The organism is Amycolatopsis plumensis (assembly GCF_042652605.1).
Taxonomy (GTDB): domain Bacteria; phylum Actinomycetota; class Actinomycetes; order Mycobacteriales; family Pseudonocardiaceae; genus Amycolatopsis; species Amycolatopsis plumensis.
Genome location: NZ_JBHSJY010000001.1, coordinates 3,615,911 through 3,630,615, shown reverse-complemented (window position 1 = coordinate 3,630,615; position 14,705 = coordinate 3,615,911). Strand labels below are relative to the sequence as shown.

At 72.0% G+C, this 14,705-nt stretch carries 10 protein-coding genes; all 10 read right to left on the bottom strand.

Going from position 1 to position 14,705, the window contains the following annotated elements; all coding sequences use genetic code 11:
• Positions 1 to 39: 39 nt before the first annotated feature.
• Genes ACFPLC_RS17545 through ACFPLC_RS17500 form a run of 10 tightly spaced genes read right to left on the bottom strand, consistent with a single transcriptional unit; the run spans position 40 to position 14,656 of the window.
• Positions 40 to 687 (bottom strand): phosphatase PAP2 family protein, encoded by a 648-nt coding sequence (locus ACFPLC_RS17545; RefSeq protein WP_378189298.1) that lies wholly within the window; start codon positions 685 to 687, stop codon positions 40 to 42.
• Positions 684 to 1,853, bottom strand: coding sequence for a glycosyltransferase (locus ACFPLC_RS17540; protein ID WP_378189299.1), 1,170 nt, complete (start codon positions 1,851 to 1,853; stop codon positions 684 to 686). The genes ACFPLC_RS17545 and ACFPLC_RS17540 overlap by 4 nt, the downstream gene beginning before the upstream one ends.
• Positions 1,850 to 3,118 (bottom strand): O-antigen ligase domain-containing protein, encoded by a 1,269-nt coding sequence (locus ACFPLC_RS17535; protein ID WP_378189300.1) that lies wholly within the window; start codon positions 3,116 to 3,118, stop codon positions 1,850 to 1,852. The genes ACFPLC_RS17540 and ACFPLC_RS17535 overlap by 4 nt, the downstream gene beginning before the upstream one ends.
• 1 nt (position 3,119) lies before the next feature.
• Positions 3,120 to 4,646, bottom strand: coding sequence for a right-handed parallel beta-helix repeat-containing protein (locus ACFPLC_RS17530; protein WP_378189301.1), 1,527 nt, complete (start codon positions 4,644 to 4,646; stop codon positions 3,120 to 3,122).
• A 9-nt stretch (positions 4,647 to 4,655) separates the two neighbouring features.
• Positions 4,656 to 6,947 (bottom strand): heparinase II/III family protein, encoded by a 2,292-nt coding sequence (locus ACFPLC_RS17525; RefSeq protein ID WP_378189302.1) that lies wholly within the window; start codon positions 6,945 to 6,947, stop codon positions 4,656 to 4,658.
• Entirely contained in the window at positions 6,944 to 7,435 is a 492-nt protein-coding gene (locus tag ACFPLC_RS17520; RefSeq protein ID WP_378235863.1) for a hypothetical protein, read from the bottom strand. Before ACFPLC_RS17520 ends, ACFPLC_RS17525 begins: the two co-directional genes overlap by 4 nt.
• Positions 7,432 to 9,609, bottom strand: a complete 2,178-nt coding sequence (locus ACFPLC_RS17515) for a bi-domain-containing oxidoreductase (RefSeq protein ID WP_378189303.1) — start codon at positions 9,607 to 9,609, stop codon at positions 7,432 to 7,434. The genes ACFPLC_RS17520 and ACFPLC_RS17515 overlap by 4 nt, the downstream gene beginning before the upstream one ends.
• Positions 9,606 to 11,516, bottom strand: a complete 1,911-nt coding sequence (gene asnB / locus ACFPLC_RS17510; protein WP_378189304.1) for an asparagine synthase (glutamine-hydrolyzing) — start codon at positions 11,514 to 11,516, stop codon at positions 9,606 to 9,608. The genes ACFPLC_RS17515 and asnB overlap by 4 nt, the downstream gene beginning before the upstream one ends.
• Before the next feature lie 33 nt (positions 11,517 to 11,549).
• Positions 11,550 to 13,301, bottom strand: a complete 1,752-nt coding sequence (locus tag ACFPLC_RS17505; RefSeq protein ID WP_378189305.1) for a Wzz/FepE/Etk N-terminal domain-containing protein — start codon at positions 13,299 to 13,301, stop codon at positions 11,550 to 11,552.
• Entirely contained in the window at positions 13,298 to 14,656 is a 1,359-nt protein-coding gene (locus ACFPLC_RS17500; RefSeq protein WP_378189306.1) for an exopolysaccharide biosynthesis protein, read from the bottom strand. The genes ACFPLC_RS17505 and ACFPLC_RS17500 overlap by 4 nt, the downstream gene beginning before the upstream one ends.
• Positions 14,657 to 14,705 lie beyond the last annotated feature (49 nt).

Genomic DNA, 14,705 nt, shown 5'->3' with positions numbered 1-14,705 from the left:
GGTCCGGTCACCCACTTAGGACATCCCCAGCGAGCGTCCTCAGAGCCGGTCGGCCACCCGGTCCAGCATCCAAGCGGTACCCGGAACCGCGGCCAGCGCAGCGCAGAACCCGCCGAGAGCGTCCGTCGGGTAGTGCGCCCCCAAGGCGACCTCAGCCCAGCCCATCGCCACCCCGGCCACCAACGCCAACCCCAGCGCGAGCGCCACCCCGGCGGTGCGCCCCAGCCCCATCCGCTCGGTGAGCAACAGCCCGATGACCAGCGCGAGCGCCGTCGCCATGGCCGTGTGGCCGCTCGGGTACGACAGGAATTCGCCGTGGATGGTGCGGCCGACCACCGGCTTCAGCACGGTCGTCACCGCCACCGTCACCACGACACCGGCCACCGTCAGCACGGCCGTCCGGACCTGGCGGAGCAGCCAGCACACCCCCGAAAGGAGCGCGATCAGGATCACCGACCCCACCGGCTCGCCACCGAAGTCGAAGACCAGGGCGACGTACCGCCACGGTGGCCGGACCCCATCGATCGAAGGAAGGAGGACCGCGTCGATGCCGGTCAGGCCCGAGTCGCGGAAGTGCAGGATGCCCAGTGCGACCAGCACCGCCGTCGCCAGGGCGGCGGACATCGCCAGCGGGGTGCGCAGCACGGCCGGCAGGGCCGCGGGCGCCGTCCGGACCAGCTGCCTCACGCCTCGATCGCCGCCTCGTACCCGGCGATCAGGCGGTCCAGGCCGACCGCGGGGGTGAAGTCCTTCTCGTACCGGACGCGGGCCGCGTCGCCCATGTCGCCGTTGCGGTCGCCGATGACCGCGCGCAGGCGATCGGCGAGCGAGGCTGCATCGTTCGGCACGTGCAGGAGTCCCGTGACACCGTCGTCGACCAGCTCGGGGAACGCGCCGTGCGCCGCCGCGACGGTCGGCACACCGGCGGCCATCGCCTCGACCACCACCAGGCCGAAGGCCTCGAGCCACGTCGACGGCGCGACCACCGCGACCGCGTCGGCGGTCAGCGCGCGGCATTCCGCCTTGTTCTGCAGGCCGACGTACGAGACGTCGGGGCGGCCGGCCGCCCAGGCCGCCACCTCGTCCTGCATCGGACCGGTGCCCGCGATGACCAGCGGCACACCGAGGGCGCCGTCGAGACGCTCCCAGGCCCGCATCAGCAGGCCGACCCCCTTTTCCTCGGTGACGCGGCCGAGGAACAGCACGTGCTTGCCTGCGCCGGTGCGGCGGACGCCGGGGTCGGTGACGAAGTTGTGCTTCACCGCCATCCGCTCGCCGGGCATCCCGGCCGACACCAGGAGGTCACGTTGGGCCGCCGAAATGCAGAAGAACCGGGACACGCCCGTCCACCACCGGCGCCGATTCGCGACCATGCTCGCCGCCATCGGGAGCGTGGCCGCGCTCGAACCGCGGTAGCAGCCGTGCTTCACCGCCGGCAGCGGCGAGCCGCCGACGCACTCGGTGCAGATGCGGCCGTCGCGGTGGAGCGTGCCGGGTGGGCAGACCATCGTGTAATTGTGCAGCGTCGCGACCGCGGGCACCCCCGCATCCGCGCACGCGGCGACCACCGAGGGCGACAGCAGCGGAAACGTGTTGTGGATGTGCACGACGTCCGGGCGCGAAGCCCGCAGCCGGGCGGCGAGCTCCTTCCGCACCGCCGGGTTCCACGGCACCCTCAGCGGCACCGCGACCTTGCGGGGCAGCGGCATCGCCGCGATGTCGTCGCTGCGGCGTTCGAACAACGACACCTGGTGGCCGCCGTCGGCGAGGAGCGTCACCTCGGCGTCGACGACGTTGTTTTCGCCGCTCGGCTGCTCGGACCGGTAGCGGTTGTGCACCACGAGCACCTTCACGCGCCTGCACCTCGCACGTCTGCCCCCTTCGCCGGGATGAATGCCTGTTCGTCGGACTGCGGCACCCCGCGGACCAGCAGCGACGCGGCGACCGCCAGGTGGAGCAGGTACGGCGACGCGTCGCCGAGCCCCGCTTCGGTGTACGAGGCCGAAATGCAATAGGTGATCAGGAAGATCGCGCACGCGCGAGCCAGCGACGGTGGCCGCAGCACGGCCACCACGACCAACGTGAGGAGGAACCCCGCCACCAGCGCGATCCCGACGAAACCCTGCTCGTGGTAGATCGCGAGCCAGCTGTTGTCGATCGGGAGGCCGTCGTAGGACTTGTCCGTCAGCCCGACCCCGAAGATGTACTCCGCCGTCGACCGCGGGGCCTCCAGCAGGGCGTCCCACACCTTCGCGCGGCCGGTCAGGCTGGAGAAGTTGTCCGCGCTCTGGCCGCGGAGGAACCACGTCTGCAACGCGCCCGCGAGCACCACGCCGGCGACCCCGCCGATGCCGACCGTCCACGCGAACACCTTCCGGGCGCGGGCGCTGGTCAGCACCATCGACAGGAAGGCCACCGCGAGCCCGGCGACGAGACCGAGTGTCGCCGTGCGGGTGTGCGTGAGCAGTAGCAGTCCCAGCACCGGCACCACGATCGCCAGCGCGCTGCGCCAGGTCGTGCGGCGCCCGAACCAAAGAAGGAGGGTGAGCCCGGAGATGACAGCCGCGTACTGGCCGATCTGCGGCGGGGTCAGCGGCCAGATCGCGCCCGAGAGCCGGCCGCCGTACTCCTCCGGCATCGCGTTGCCGGGCGAGATGACCAGGCCGATAGCCACCGACGCGAGCACGACCGCGTACGTGCGGATGTGGTACCGGACGAAGCTGAACCCGCCGTCCCACCAGCGGGTCAGCAGCCAGAGCGTGGAGACGAACACCGTGAGCCGGAAGCACCGGAACAGCGCGCCGGCGCCCTCCTGCAGGTCGGCGCTGGAGAGGATGCTCGTCCCCAGCAACGCCGTCAGCAGCAGCAGGTACGCGCTCGGGCGGATCCGCAGGTGCTTGTTCAACGCCAGCGCGATCACGAACGCCGTCATCAGCGAGCCCATGGTCACCAGCTGGCTGACCGACCGCGGCAGCGGGAGGACCGTTTTCGCGCCGGTCGAGCCGAGCGTGTTGAGGATCAGCAGGGCCCACGCCACGCCCGCCCACTTCGGCGTCGAGGAGGCGGGTTCGGGTGCGGCGTCACCGCGGAGGCCGGCCGGTTCGGGATGCGCCGCCATGTCAGCCCCCGCCCTGCGCGGTGAACGTGCTCCCGCTGTCCTGCGAGTACGGCGCGCCTTCCCACTCGCCGATCTCGAGGACGCGGTCGGCCGAGTGGGCGATGAACGTCCAGGGGCCGGCGTAGCTGTTGTCGTGCCAGCGGTTGTCCTGCTTGAACGTGATCGATTCCTGGACGTCGTCGCCGCGGTACGGCGACCAGTCCGGGTAGGTGCCGAAGTTCGACAGCAGGCCCATCCGGCCGCAGGAGGCCTGGCAGCCCACGACCGCCGGGTCGAGGACGAACTTGTTGTCGTGGATGTCGACGTGCTGGGTCTTCCACCGGCAGTCGGACCGGAGCGCCCCGCCGGTGATCGCCGGGGCCGCGCACTCCTTGACGGACGGCACCAGCCGGGTGCAGTCACCCGAGGAGGTGTTGGCCGGGCTGTTGCAGAACCGGTCGGCGTTCTCCCACAGCGTGATCCCAGACCAGTTGTTCTCCAGGTAGTTGCGCGAGATCTCGATCTTCGCCGTGCGTGCCTTGACCCGCGGCTCGCCGCCGGACTCGGAGATGTAGATCGCCGACGTCGGGAAGTTGTCGCTCTTGTCGGCGTACCGGCGGCCGTCGACCCAATTGTTCTTGCGGATCGTGTTGTCGCGGATGATCGCGTTGTAGCTGATCTCGTAGATCAGCGCGGCGCTGTCGTTGTTCTCGACGAGGTTGCCCTCGATGAGGAAGTCGTTGTTGTTCGTGTCGGCCCACAGCCCCGTGCCGTGGTTGTCGTGCACCCAGTTGCCGCGCACGTCGGCGCCGTTGACGTCCCAGAACTTGATCCCGCCGCTGCAGCCGCAGCCTTCGATCTTGGCTTCCCAGTCGCCGGTGTTGTTGCCCGCGATCTCGTTGCCCTCGACGACGAGCGCGGTGATCGGGGTGCTGCCGGAGTAGGCGTTCATGCCGTACTGGCCGTTGCGGCGCAGGCAGTTGCCGCGCACCTGCTGGCGCGCGCCCGCCATCAGCCCGGCGCCGTCGTTGTCCTGGATGGTCGAGTGTTCGATCACCCAGCCGTCGCCCGAGTCGTGGTTGACCACGCCTTCGTCGTGCGGAGCGGCGAAGCCCTGCACGGTCAGATAGTTGATCTTGACGTTGGCCGCGTGCCCGGTGAAGGCGTACTGGTTGATTTTCCGGCCGTCGAGGACCGCGCCCGGGGCGCCGACGTAGACGTTCCCGTCCTTCGGGGACACCTGGTCGTACTTGTCGTCGCCGAGGATGTGCTTGCCGGGCTTGAGCCAGAAGGTGGTGCCCGGCCCGGCCGAGCGCGTCTTGGCCGCCAGGTCCCCCGGCACGGCGGGATCGACGACCACGGCCCCCGCCGGCGCGGCCGCGGGCCCGGCCGGCTGCTTGTCGCACACGGCGGCGACCGACCCGCTGGGGGCCGGAGTCGCCTGGGCCGGGCCGCCGTCGGTGTCCGGCCCGCCCGAGCACGCCGCGACCGTGAGCAGGAGGCCGAGCAGCGGAGCTGCGCGGCGAAGTCGGTAGCGGCGGGCTGTCACGGGCGGGTCCTAACTGAAGCGGAGCAGGGTGGTGAGGTGACCGGGCGACCCGGAGCCGACAAGGGTGGTGGCGGGTTCTTTGCGCCCGAACCCCGCGGAGTACCAGCCCAGCGGCGGCTCGGTCTCCCCCCGGTGCACGGTCCATGCAAGTTCGGACGGCAATTCCATCACGGCGGTCCGGACAGCGCCGGTGAGAGAACCGGAAACCCGCCCGACCACCGGATCGGCGGGAAGCTCACCGGAGCCGGGCCGCCCACCACCGGCCGCGGCGGCCGGCTCGGGAGCGGAACCGGCCCAACGCCCACCAGCCGCCGAGCCAGCCAGAGCCGCCGACTCGCCACCAGAACCAGCCGAACCTCCACTCGCCGAACCAGCTTCCGCCGCCGACTCGCCAGCGGAACCGGCCCAACGCCCATCAGCCGCCGAGCCGGCCCGCGGCGCTGACTCGCCAGCAGAACCAGCCCCCGTCGCCGACCTGGCGGCGGCCGAACCAGCAGGCGCGCTGCCGCCCGTGGAACTGGGCTCACCGACGAGCGGCGCATCGAGCGCGGCCGGCCAGCGGAGGCGGGCCGTGGTTCCGTCGAGCATGACCGTCACCGACGGGCCGAAGTGGAACGCCAGCCGTGCCGATCCCGGCGAACCGTCGCCCAGGACCTCGTCGACGATCCACAGCTCGTCGCCGTCCAGCTCGACCGTGCGGCGGTGGAGCGCCGGGGCGTAGCCGTCGTGGGCTGCTGACCAGCGGGACGGCCCGTCGTCCGGGGTGTGGACCTCGAGGACCTTCGTCACCGCGTGGCGGGTCCACAGGAACGGGCCACCCGACACCGACTGGTCGCGGCCGGCCAGCTCGAGCGTGTTGTGGCCCAGCGTCGACCGGAAGTACGACCGCCACTGCGGCTCGCCGTGGTAGCAGAACGTGCCCGGGTCGGCGAGCACATCCACGCCATCGTGGCGGACCTCCAGCGACAGCGCGTCCGCGTGGGCGTGCGCCGCGATCGACAGGAAGCCGTGGGGGCCTCCGTCGCAGCGGACCCACACCGGGCCGGAACGCAGGATCGTCATCCCCGCGTCCCGCAGGTGCGCCGGACGGCGGCCGGGGCGGACACCTGCCGCCCGCGGGGTGCGCGAGACCAGCGACGCCAGCAACGGTGTCCGCACGTCGTCGCCCGGGATCGGCGGCCACCAGTCGAGGCGGCCGAACAGCGCTTCCCCCGAGGCCAGCAGCGATGCCCAGCGGTCGGTCGAGGCGCCGTCGACGATGAGGCCGAAGCCGTCGTCGGCGTCGCCCTGGCGGGGCGGGCGCATCCGGTTGTCCACAATGGACGCCAGGGCGTCCGTCATCCGGAGCAGGACGTCCCACGTCGAGTCCGGCACCGGTGTGCCCGCGGCGTCGGCCTCGACCGCCGCCGCCAGGCCGAGTTCCAGCACCAGGCCGTGGTACTCGGACGCCAGTTCCGCGTTGAGGCCGGACGCGAACGTGTTGCGCCCCAGCTGGACGTCCAGCGAGCGCATCGCCGCGGTTCGCCAGCCCGCCGACTCCGGGAACCAGCCGAACGCGCACGCCGCCGCCAGCAGCCCGGCGTCCTCGGCGATCACGTGGTTGTTCGCCGAGGAGCCGTGGCTGCGCAGCGTCGCGAGCCAGTTCTGGTGGTGCCACAGCTGGAGCTGGAAGTCCGGGTTCTCTTCGAACAGCTCCGCCGCACCCGGCCAGCCGTCGAGCAGGCGGCGCGTCCAGACCCACGACAGCAGCCGGATGCCCAGCTCGATACCGCTCACCCAGTGCGGCCCCTGCAACGGCGGATTGGCAGCCCACCACGAACGCAGGTGCTCGGCTGCGCGCGTGGCGTAGGCCGGAGAGCTGGTCAGGGCGTACGCCGCGGCCAGCACGGTGAGGTGCTGGTGGCGCGACGGCTCCCAGATCTGCTTGATGTCGCCGACGGTGTCCTCCGACCGGTACGGCACGTCGAACGCGTACACGTCCGAGGGCGCGCGACGCCCGGTCTTCGGGTCGAGGAACCAGTCGGGCGCCGCGAAATCGGTGCGCTCGACGCCGAAGAACTCCGCGCGGCCGGCCATCAGCTCGTCGGCGGTGGCCAGCAGCCGTGCGACCGCCTCGCCGGACACCTTGCCCAGCACGCCGGCGGGCAGCACCGCGGTGAAGCGCGGGTGCGCGGGCCAGTCGGGCGGCGTCGGCAGCGCGGACCGCCACTGCCGCTGCACAACGGCATGCCGCGCACGGCCGACAACCTCCGCCGGCCCCATCCGCGACAGCCGGCGCAGGTACCAGCCGGGTCCCATCATGGCCGCGCCCCTGCCACCGGAAGCAGCGCCGACCGGACCGGCGCCGTGCCCGGCACGCCCAGGCGCGGCAACGCCACCGGCCGGACCGAAGCCGACCTCGCCACCGCCGAACCCACAACACTCCACCGAACTGCGGCCACCCTCGGCACCGCCAAGCAGGGCAGCGCCGCCAGCCGGACCGGAGCCACCCTCAGCGCCGCCGAACCGGCCACACTCCACCGAACCGCGGCCACCCTCGCCACCGCCGGAAGCGCCGCCGACCGGACCCGTGCCGACCTCGGCGCCGAACCCGCCACGCTCCGCCGAACCTCGACCACCCTCAGCGCCGCCGAGCACGACAGCGCCGCCGACCGGACCCGAGCCGACCTCGGCGCCGCCGGGCCGACCACCCTCGGCGCCGCCGAGTCGGCCACACTCCGCCGGACCGGCGCCGTGCCCGTCGCACCCGAGCGCAGCCGCCTCGAGCGGGTCGGCGCGATGCCTGTCATGCCGGGGCACCCGCCTTCTGCGGCAGCTCGATCCGCACCGGCACGGCGTTCGCGGCGCTCGTCTGCGCGGCCAGCGTCGCCAGCGTCGTCGCGGCCAGGGAGGCCACCGAGATCGGCATCGGCGAGCCCGTCCGGACCGCCTCCAAGAACGCGTTGACCTCGGCCGCCTGGCCCTTGTCGCGGCCCTTCGGGATACGCGAGCTGGCCCACTTCTTGCGCGAGTACACCGAGGCGCGGACGAAGTCGTCGAACTTCAAGACCTTTCCGTCGGCGACGAGGTCCAACGTCTCCTTCGGGAAGCCCGACGAGCCCGTCTCGGCGTACGTGATCACCGCCGTCGAGCCGTCTGCGTAGCCGAGGGTCACCTGCAAGTCCCCCGTCGCGTACACCGAGACCGGGTCCGCGTCGAGGAGCCAGCTCACCGTGTCGATGAAGTGCCCGCCCTCGCCCGCGAAACGGGAGCCCTCCGACTCCGTCTGGTTGTACCAGCTGCCGTGGTCGAGGCGGCCCGCGTTGACCAGGTACCGGACGCTCGCCGGGCCGACGCGCGGGCCGAACTGCTCGCGGGCCTCGTGCAGCAGCGGGGCGAACCGGCGGTTGAAGCCGACCTGCAGCCGGTCGTTGCCGGACTCCTCGATCGCGTCCAGCACTTTCTGCAGCTCCGACTCGGAAAGCGCCAGCGGCTTCTCGACGAACACCGTCTTGCCCGCCAGCAGCGCCTGGCGGGTCAGCTCGGCGTGCGAGCTGTGCCGCGTCACGACGAACACCGCGTCGATCGACGAGTCGCCGAGGACGTTGTCGATGTCCGTCGACGCCGCCGCGAAGCCGAACTTGCGCCGCGCGTTGGCGCCCGACAGCGCCGACGTCGTCGCGACGTGCTTGAGCTCCACGTCCGCGCGCTCGACCAGGTGCGGCAGCAGCATCGACGACGCGTAGTTGCCCGCCCCGATGAAGCCCAGGCGCACCGGCTGTCCCGCGGGCAGCGCGGCAGCCGACGAGGACGCCACCGCGACCCGCGCGGACGTCACCACCGGCTCCGTCCGGGCGACCCCGTCCGGGTAGCGGAACAGCACCGCCACCGCCTTCAACGCGCCCTCATTCAGCGACTTGTAGGTGTCGACAGCGGAAGAGAAGTCCGAGACGTGCGTGATCAGCGGCTCGACGTCCAGCCGATCACGCCCGATCAGGTCCAGCACGCACTCGAGGTTGCGGCGCTCGGTCCAGCGGACCTGGCCGATCGGGTAGTCGCGCCCCTCCAGCTCGTACGACGGGTCGTAGCGGCCCGGCCCGTACGAACGCGAGAACCGGACGTCCAGTTCCTTCTCGTAGTAGGCGTTCCACGGCAGGTCGAGCTTGCACTTGCCGATGTCGATCACGCGGCCGCGGTCGCGCGACAGCTTCGCGGCCAGCTCCACCGGGTCGTTCGTGTTGCCGCCCGCGGCGAGGTACGTCTGGTCGACGCCCGCGCCGTGCGTCAGCTCGTCCACCGCCGTGTCCACGATGCCGGACGCCGGGTGCGCGCAGGTCAGCGCGCCGAGGCTCTCGGCGAGCTTGCACCGCTCCGGATCCGGGTCCACGCCGACGACGCGCACGCCGGACGACGCCAGCAGCTGCACCACCAGCTGGCCGATCAGGCCGAGGCCGATCACCAGGGCGACGTCGCCGATCTGCGGCTCGCCGCGGCGCACACCCTGCATGGCGATGGACCCGACGGTGCCGAACGCCGCGTGCCGCGGGTCGACGCCCGCGGGCACCGGCGAGTACAGGTTCTTCGGGACCCAGTTGAGCTCGGCGTGCAGCGCGTGCTCGTTGCCCGCGCAGGCCACCAGGTCGCCCACCGCCACGTCGGTGATGCCGTCGCCGACCTGTTCGACGACGCCGCACAGCGAGTAGCCGAGCGGGGTGTAGGAGTCCAGTTTGGACGTCACCTTGCGGTAGGTCGCCGAAAGGCCGTTGGTGGCCACGCTCTGCATGACCTTCGCGACCTGGTCGGGCCGGGCCTTGGCCTTGCCCACCAGGGACATGCTGGCCTCGGACACCTTCATCATCTCGGTGCCGGTCGAGATCAGCGAGTACACCGTCCGCACCAGCACGCCACCCGGCTTGCAGGCCGGCTCGGGCACGTCGAGGAGCGCCAGTTCCCCGCTCTTGTAGTTCTGGACTACCTGCTTCACTTCGCTCCCGCTCCAGACATCGCGTTCCGGTACCAGTATTCGAGGGTCAAGACGTGCCAGAGGTGCTTGCCGCGGTCTTCCTGACCGGCGGCGTCCTCGGCGACCATGCGCTGCAGTGCCTCCCGCTGCAGGAAGCCCGACGAGACGAGCACGCCGTCGTTGACGACTTCACGCACCAGCGGCGCCAGGTCACGGCTCATCCAGGCCCGCAGCGGCGCGCTGAACAGGCCCTTCGGCCGGTGCACGATCTCGCTGGGCAGGATGTTCAGCGCCGCGTTCTTCAGCGCCACCTTCCCGGCGCGGCCGACGATCTTCTTGCTGCCGGGGATCTTGAACGCCGCCCGCACGACCTCGACGTCGACGAACGGCGTCCGCACCTCGGTGGACGCCGCCATCGTCGAGCGGTCGGTGTAGGTCAGGTTCAGCCCGGGCAGGAACATCCGCGAGTCGGCCAGGCACATCCGGTTGACGAAGTCGTCCAGGGCCTGGTCGTTGTACGTGTCAGCGTGCTCGGTCAACACCGAATCGACGTCAACGGCCAGGTCCGGGTTCACCAGACCGAGCAGGTCCGCGCGGTCGTACATCGTGTAGCTGCGCCGGAACGCCGTCTCCTCGGGCAGGCCCGCGAACGACAGGAACCGCTTCGCGAACCGCACCGACCGGTACCCGCGCTTGGCCGACGCCACCGGCAGCCGGTCCACAATGGACTCGACCGGACGCCGGACCGCGCCCGGCACCTTGTGGTAGCGCAGGGCGATCAGGTTCGCGAGGTGCTTGCGGTAGCCCGCGAACAGCTCGTCCGCACCCATCCCGGACAGCATCACCTTGACGCCGGCTTCGCGTGCGGCCGAGCAGATCAGGAACGAGTTGATCGCCGCCGGGTCGCCGATCGGCTCGTCGAGGTGGTAGGTCATCTTCGGCAGCAGGTCGAGCACCTGCGGCGCGATCTCGATCTCGTGCAGGTCTACGCCGAACTGCTGCGCCACGATCCGGGCGTACTTGAGGTCGTCCGGCATGGCCTCGAACTTCGCGTCCTCGGCCCGGAACCCGATGGTGTACGCCGAAATCCCCGGCTGCGACCGCGCGGCGAGCGCCGTCAGGTAGCTGGAGTCCAGGCCGCCCGAGAGGAACGTCGCCACCGGGACGTCCGAGAGCAGGTGCTTGGCCGTCGACTCGGCGATCACGGCGTGCAGGTCGACCTCGCCGTCGAAGGCCGCGCCCTCCTCGGCGACCTCCCGCAGCGACCAGAACCGGCCGCGGTCGACCCGGCCGTCCGGGCGGCAGCGCAGCCAGGTGCCCGGCTGCAGCTTCTCCGCGCCCTGGTAGGCGCACCGGCTGTCCGGGACCCAGTAGTAGAGCAGCGACGCGATCAGCGCCGCGTTGTCGACCTGCAGCGACCCGCCGAGCTCACCCGCGAGCGCCTTGAGCTCCGAGGCGAAGGCGACCCCGCCGTTCCGCTGCACGAAGAACAGCGGCTTGATCCCGAGCTGGTCGCGGACCAGGAACAGCTCGCCGGTGCCCTCCTCGAACAGCGCGAAGGCGAACATCCCGCGCAACTTGGGCAGGCAGTCCGTGCCCCAGCGCCGCCACGCCTGCAGCAGCACTTCGGTGTCGGACGTCCCGCGGAAGCGGACACCGGCCGCCGAGAGCTCGGCGCGCAGCTCGGGGGCGTTGTAAAGCTCCCCGTTGTAGCTCAGGGCGAGCCCGTCGAGGACCATCGGCTGGGCGCCGGTCTCCGACAGGTCGATGATCGACAGCCGCCGGTGGCCCAGGTGCACGGAGCCGGGGCCGGCCGCGTGCTCGTAGCGGCCGGAGCCGTCCGGGCCGCGGTGGGCCAGCGTCTTGGTCAGCCGGTCGGTGAGCGGCCCGCCGTCCGGCCAGAGGTAGGTGCCTGCGATGCCGCACATCTCCGGTGCGTTCCCCTTCGGTTGCGGCGCGGGTCAGGAGACCTCCGCGCTCTTTTCGGGTTCGAGATCGCCTTTGTGGCTCGGTTCGGCGTGATCGCGCTTGAATGGCGTCGGCCGCTTCGGGGGCTTGACCGGGGCGAACTTCTTCGTCGGCGCGTTCAGGTGGTCCGGCACGCTCACGCTGCCGGGCGGTGGCAGCGGCGACGCGGGCGGCCTCGGCGTGGCGAGAGCGGGCGGGAGCACCGGCCGGACCGGGGTGAACCGGCGCGTCGGCGCTTCGGTCTTGGCGACGCGCTCGGCGACGCGAGCGACCAGCTCGTCGATACGGTCTTCGGCCGGGGCGGGCGGCGCCGCCGGGCGGCCCCGCCCGCGCAGGGCGGTGTGCAGGCCGTCCCACAGCGTGCCGTCGGACTTGTCCCGCGGGTCCGGGTCGACCAGCACGACGCCGATGATCGGGATCTCCTGGTCGGCCAGCTGCCGCGCGACCGTGTGCAGCCACAGCGTGTTCGCGTGCCCGGCCTTCACGACCAGCACGGTTTCCTTGCCGAGGTGCGTCAGGTCGGTCCACGCCGTGCCGGGCGACACCGTGCCGACGCCGACGCGGCGCTCTTCCGGCTTCCCAGGCGGGTCACCGGCGCCGACCACGGAAACGTCGCTCTGGGTCTCCTGCGCGAGGTTGCGGACGTCTTCCCCGGGCAGGTCGTCGATGACGCTCGCGGCGCCTTCGGCGGCCAGCTCCCCGGCGATGTCCAGGCCGAGCGCGGCGGCGACGTTCGGGGCGCCGAGCTCCAGCAGCGACACCTCGCGCGGGTCCTGCTTGATCAGGCGGACCAGCGTCGTGGCGACGCGCTGACGTTCGGCGACCGCGCGCGAGCGCCGCCACAGCCGGGCCGGTCCGCGCGGCTTCGACGGCAGCTGCGCGATCACGGACGCGCCGAGGTGCGTCGAGATCTCCCGGCGCAGCACCGGCTTGTCCCGCGAGACCGCGCCGACGGCGACGAGCGCGAGCCCGAGGGCCAGGCCGAGGGCGAACCCGATGCCGGCGTTGGTCGCGGTGGTCTTGAGGAACGCCTTGGGCAGCAGCCGGGCCGCGTCGACGACCTGGGTGCCCGCGGCGACCTGCGGGCTGCCGATGCCGGCCTGCTGGGCGCGCGAGGTGAAGTCCGAGATCTGCGCGGTGAGCGCGGCGCGGCGGCTGTAGAGGTTTTCGAGGGCGGGCTGGCTGGCTTGGCGGCCCTTGCCCTCCTCTTCGACGATCTGCTGCTCGACCTTGCTCAGCTCGTCCTGGGCGTTCTTGCGCTGGTCGAGGATGGCCTGCGACTGGGCGGCCGCGGCCGCCTGGCTGCGCTTGACGTGGTCGGCGATGAACGTCTCGGCCAGCGCCTGCGCCCGCGCCACGGCCTCTTCGCCGCTCTTGGCCTTGACGGTGATCTGCAGGACGTTGTTCGTCAGCCCCAGGCCCGCGTAGTTCTTCATGAAGTCTTCGGGCGAATCCGTGCTGCCCACTTTCTTCAGCGCGGCTTCGGCGATCTGGGTCGTCTGCAGCACGGCGACGTCGGTGCGCATCAGCGTGCCGCTGTCGGTCGGCGAGTCGTCCTGGTGGACCACGATCACCTTGGCGACCGCGGTCGGCGGCGCGGGCAGCACGACCGCGAGGACGGCGCCCGCGATCAGCCCGAGCAGCGCGGTGGCCAGCCAGAACCGCTTGCGGCGGCGGATCGCGACGAACAGCCGCTGCAGATCGACCAGTGGCGCGGCCTGGGCCTGCGAGGGAGGAGTCGTCACGCCGAACCTGCCAGGGCTTTCTCGGGGGCTTCCGCCGCGGGTCCGGGTTTCGCCGGCTCGCTCGGCCGGACGGGGTGGGTGAGGACGGCGCCGACGATCTCCTGGCGGGCGTCGGCGCAGGCCTCGGCGAGCCGGACGAGCTGCCACGCGGTGCGCGTGCCGGCGCCGAGCACGACCAGGACCCCGGAACTCGCCGCGGCGTCCGGCACCGTCGGCCGGTCGGGCGAGAACTCGAAGACCCGCAGCGGCACCGACAGCCGGTCGGCCAGCTCGGCGAGCTGGGCGGCGGCCAGGCGGCCGGTTTCGTCGTCTTCGGCCACCAGGAGCAGCACGTCGGCGGGGCCGGTGGCCAGCCGGGCCAGCACCCGGCGGTAGCGGATGTCGCGGTTGACCTCGTCGGCCGAGGTCGCGACCGGCGGCAGCACCCACGGCCGGTCGCCGCCGAGCAGGTGCCGCACCCTGCCGAGGAAGCCGGTGGCCGGCGCGCGGTCGCCCTCCGGGGTGGTGACGTCGACCCCGGCGAGGATCGGCGCGCCGAGCGCGGAGGCGATCTGCGGCTCGCCCCGCAGCCGCCGGTCGGTGCGGGCGGTGAACAGGTGGCCGAACACGCCCACGAGGAAGAACAGGACCGCGCCCCCGGCGACGAAGTGGGTCATCGTCGGCGCCGCCGGCGACGTCGGGCGCTGGGCCGGGCCGAGCACCACGGTGTTGCCGACGCCGGTGGCGAGATCGGCCTGGTTCAGGTCGTTGATCGCCTGCTCCAGCGACGTCTTCAGGCCCTCGAGCTGGGTGCGCACCTGCACGCTTTCCACGGTCAGGCCGCCGCCGACGTTCTTGGCGAGGTCGCTGATCTTGTCCGTGGTCAGCTTGACCTGCTCGCGCAGCGACTCGCGCTGCTCCTGGGCCAGCTGCACCGAGGCGTCGGCGGAGTTGGTGGCCAGCTGCGTCGAGTACTTGACGTACTGCTGCGCGACCTGGTCGGCGAGCTGCTGCGCGTGCTCGGCGGTGTCGGCCGAGACGGTGATCGTCACGACGTTGCTCTGCGCCACCGACGCGCTGACCTGCTTCTTCAGGTCGGCGCCGCTGGGGTGCCACGACAGCATGGCTGCGGTGCGGTCGAGGACGACCGAGGAGGTCGCGATCTCGGCCTGGGTCAGCAGCTCGTCGGCCTGGCGCGGCCCCTGGAGCAGCACGCCCGAGGTCGTCTTGTAGCCGGGCGAGAACAGGATCGACGCCCCGGCGCCGACCAGCGCGCCCAGGACGGCGAGGGCGGCCAGCAGCCGCCACCGCCGTCGCAGGACCTGCCCGACCAGGGCCAGGCGCACCGTGTCGTCAGTCAACGGTGGGATCTCCATTCCTGAGCCGGGTACGCCGAACGGGTTCAGTTGATCGGCCGGTTACCCC

Bases quoted from the DNA above. Each gene is read 5' to 3' on its own strand.
- ACFPLC_RS17535 (WP_378189300.1), bottom strand. From the start codon at position 3,118: ATGGCGGCGCATCCCGAACCGGCCGGCCTCCGCGGTGACGCCGCACCC.
- ACFPLC_RS17525 (WP_378189302.1), bottom strand. From the start codon at position 6,947: ATGATGGGACCCGGCTGGTACCTGCGCCGGCTGTCGCGGATGGGGCCG.
- ACFPLC_RS17520 (WP_378235863.1), bottom strand. From the start codon at position 7,435: ATGACAGGCATCGCGCCGACCCGCTCGAGGCGGCTGCGCTCGGGTGCG.
- asnB (WP_378189304.1), bottom strand. From the start codon at position 11,516: ATGTGCGGCATCGCAGGCACCTACCTCTGGCCGGACGGCGGGCCGCTC.
- ACFPLC_RS17500 (WP_378189306.1), bottom strand. From the start codon at position 14,656: ATGGAGATCCCACCGTTGACTGACGACACGGTGCGCCTGGCCCTGGTC.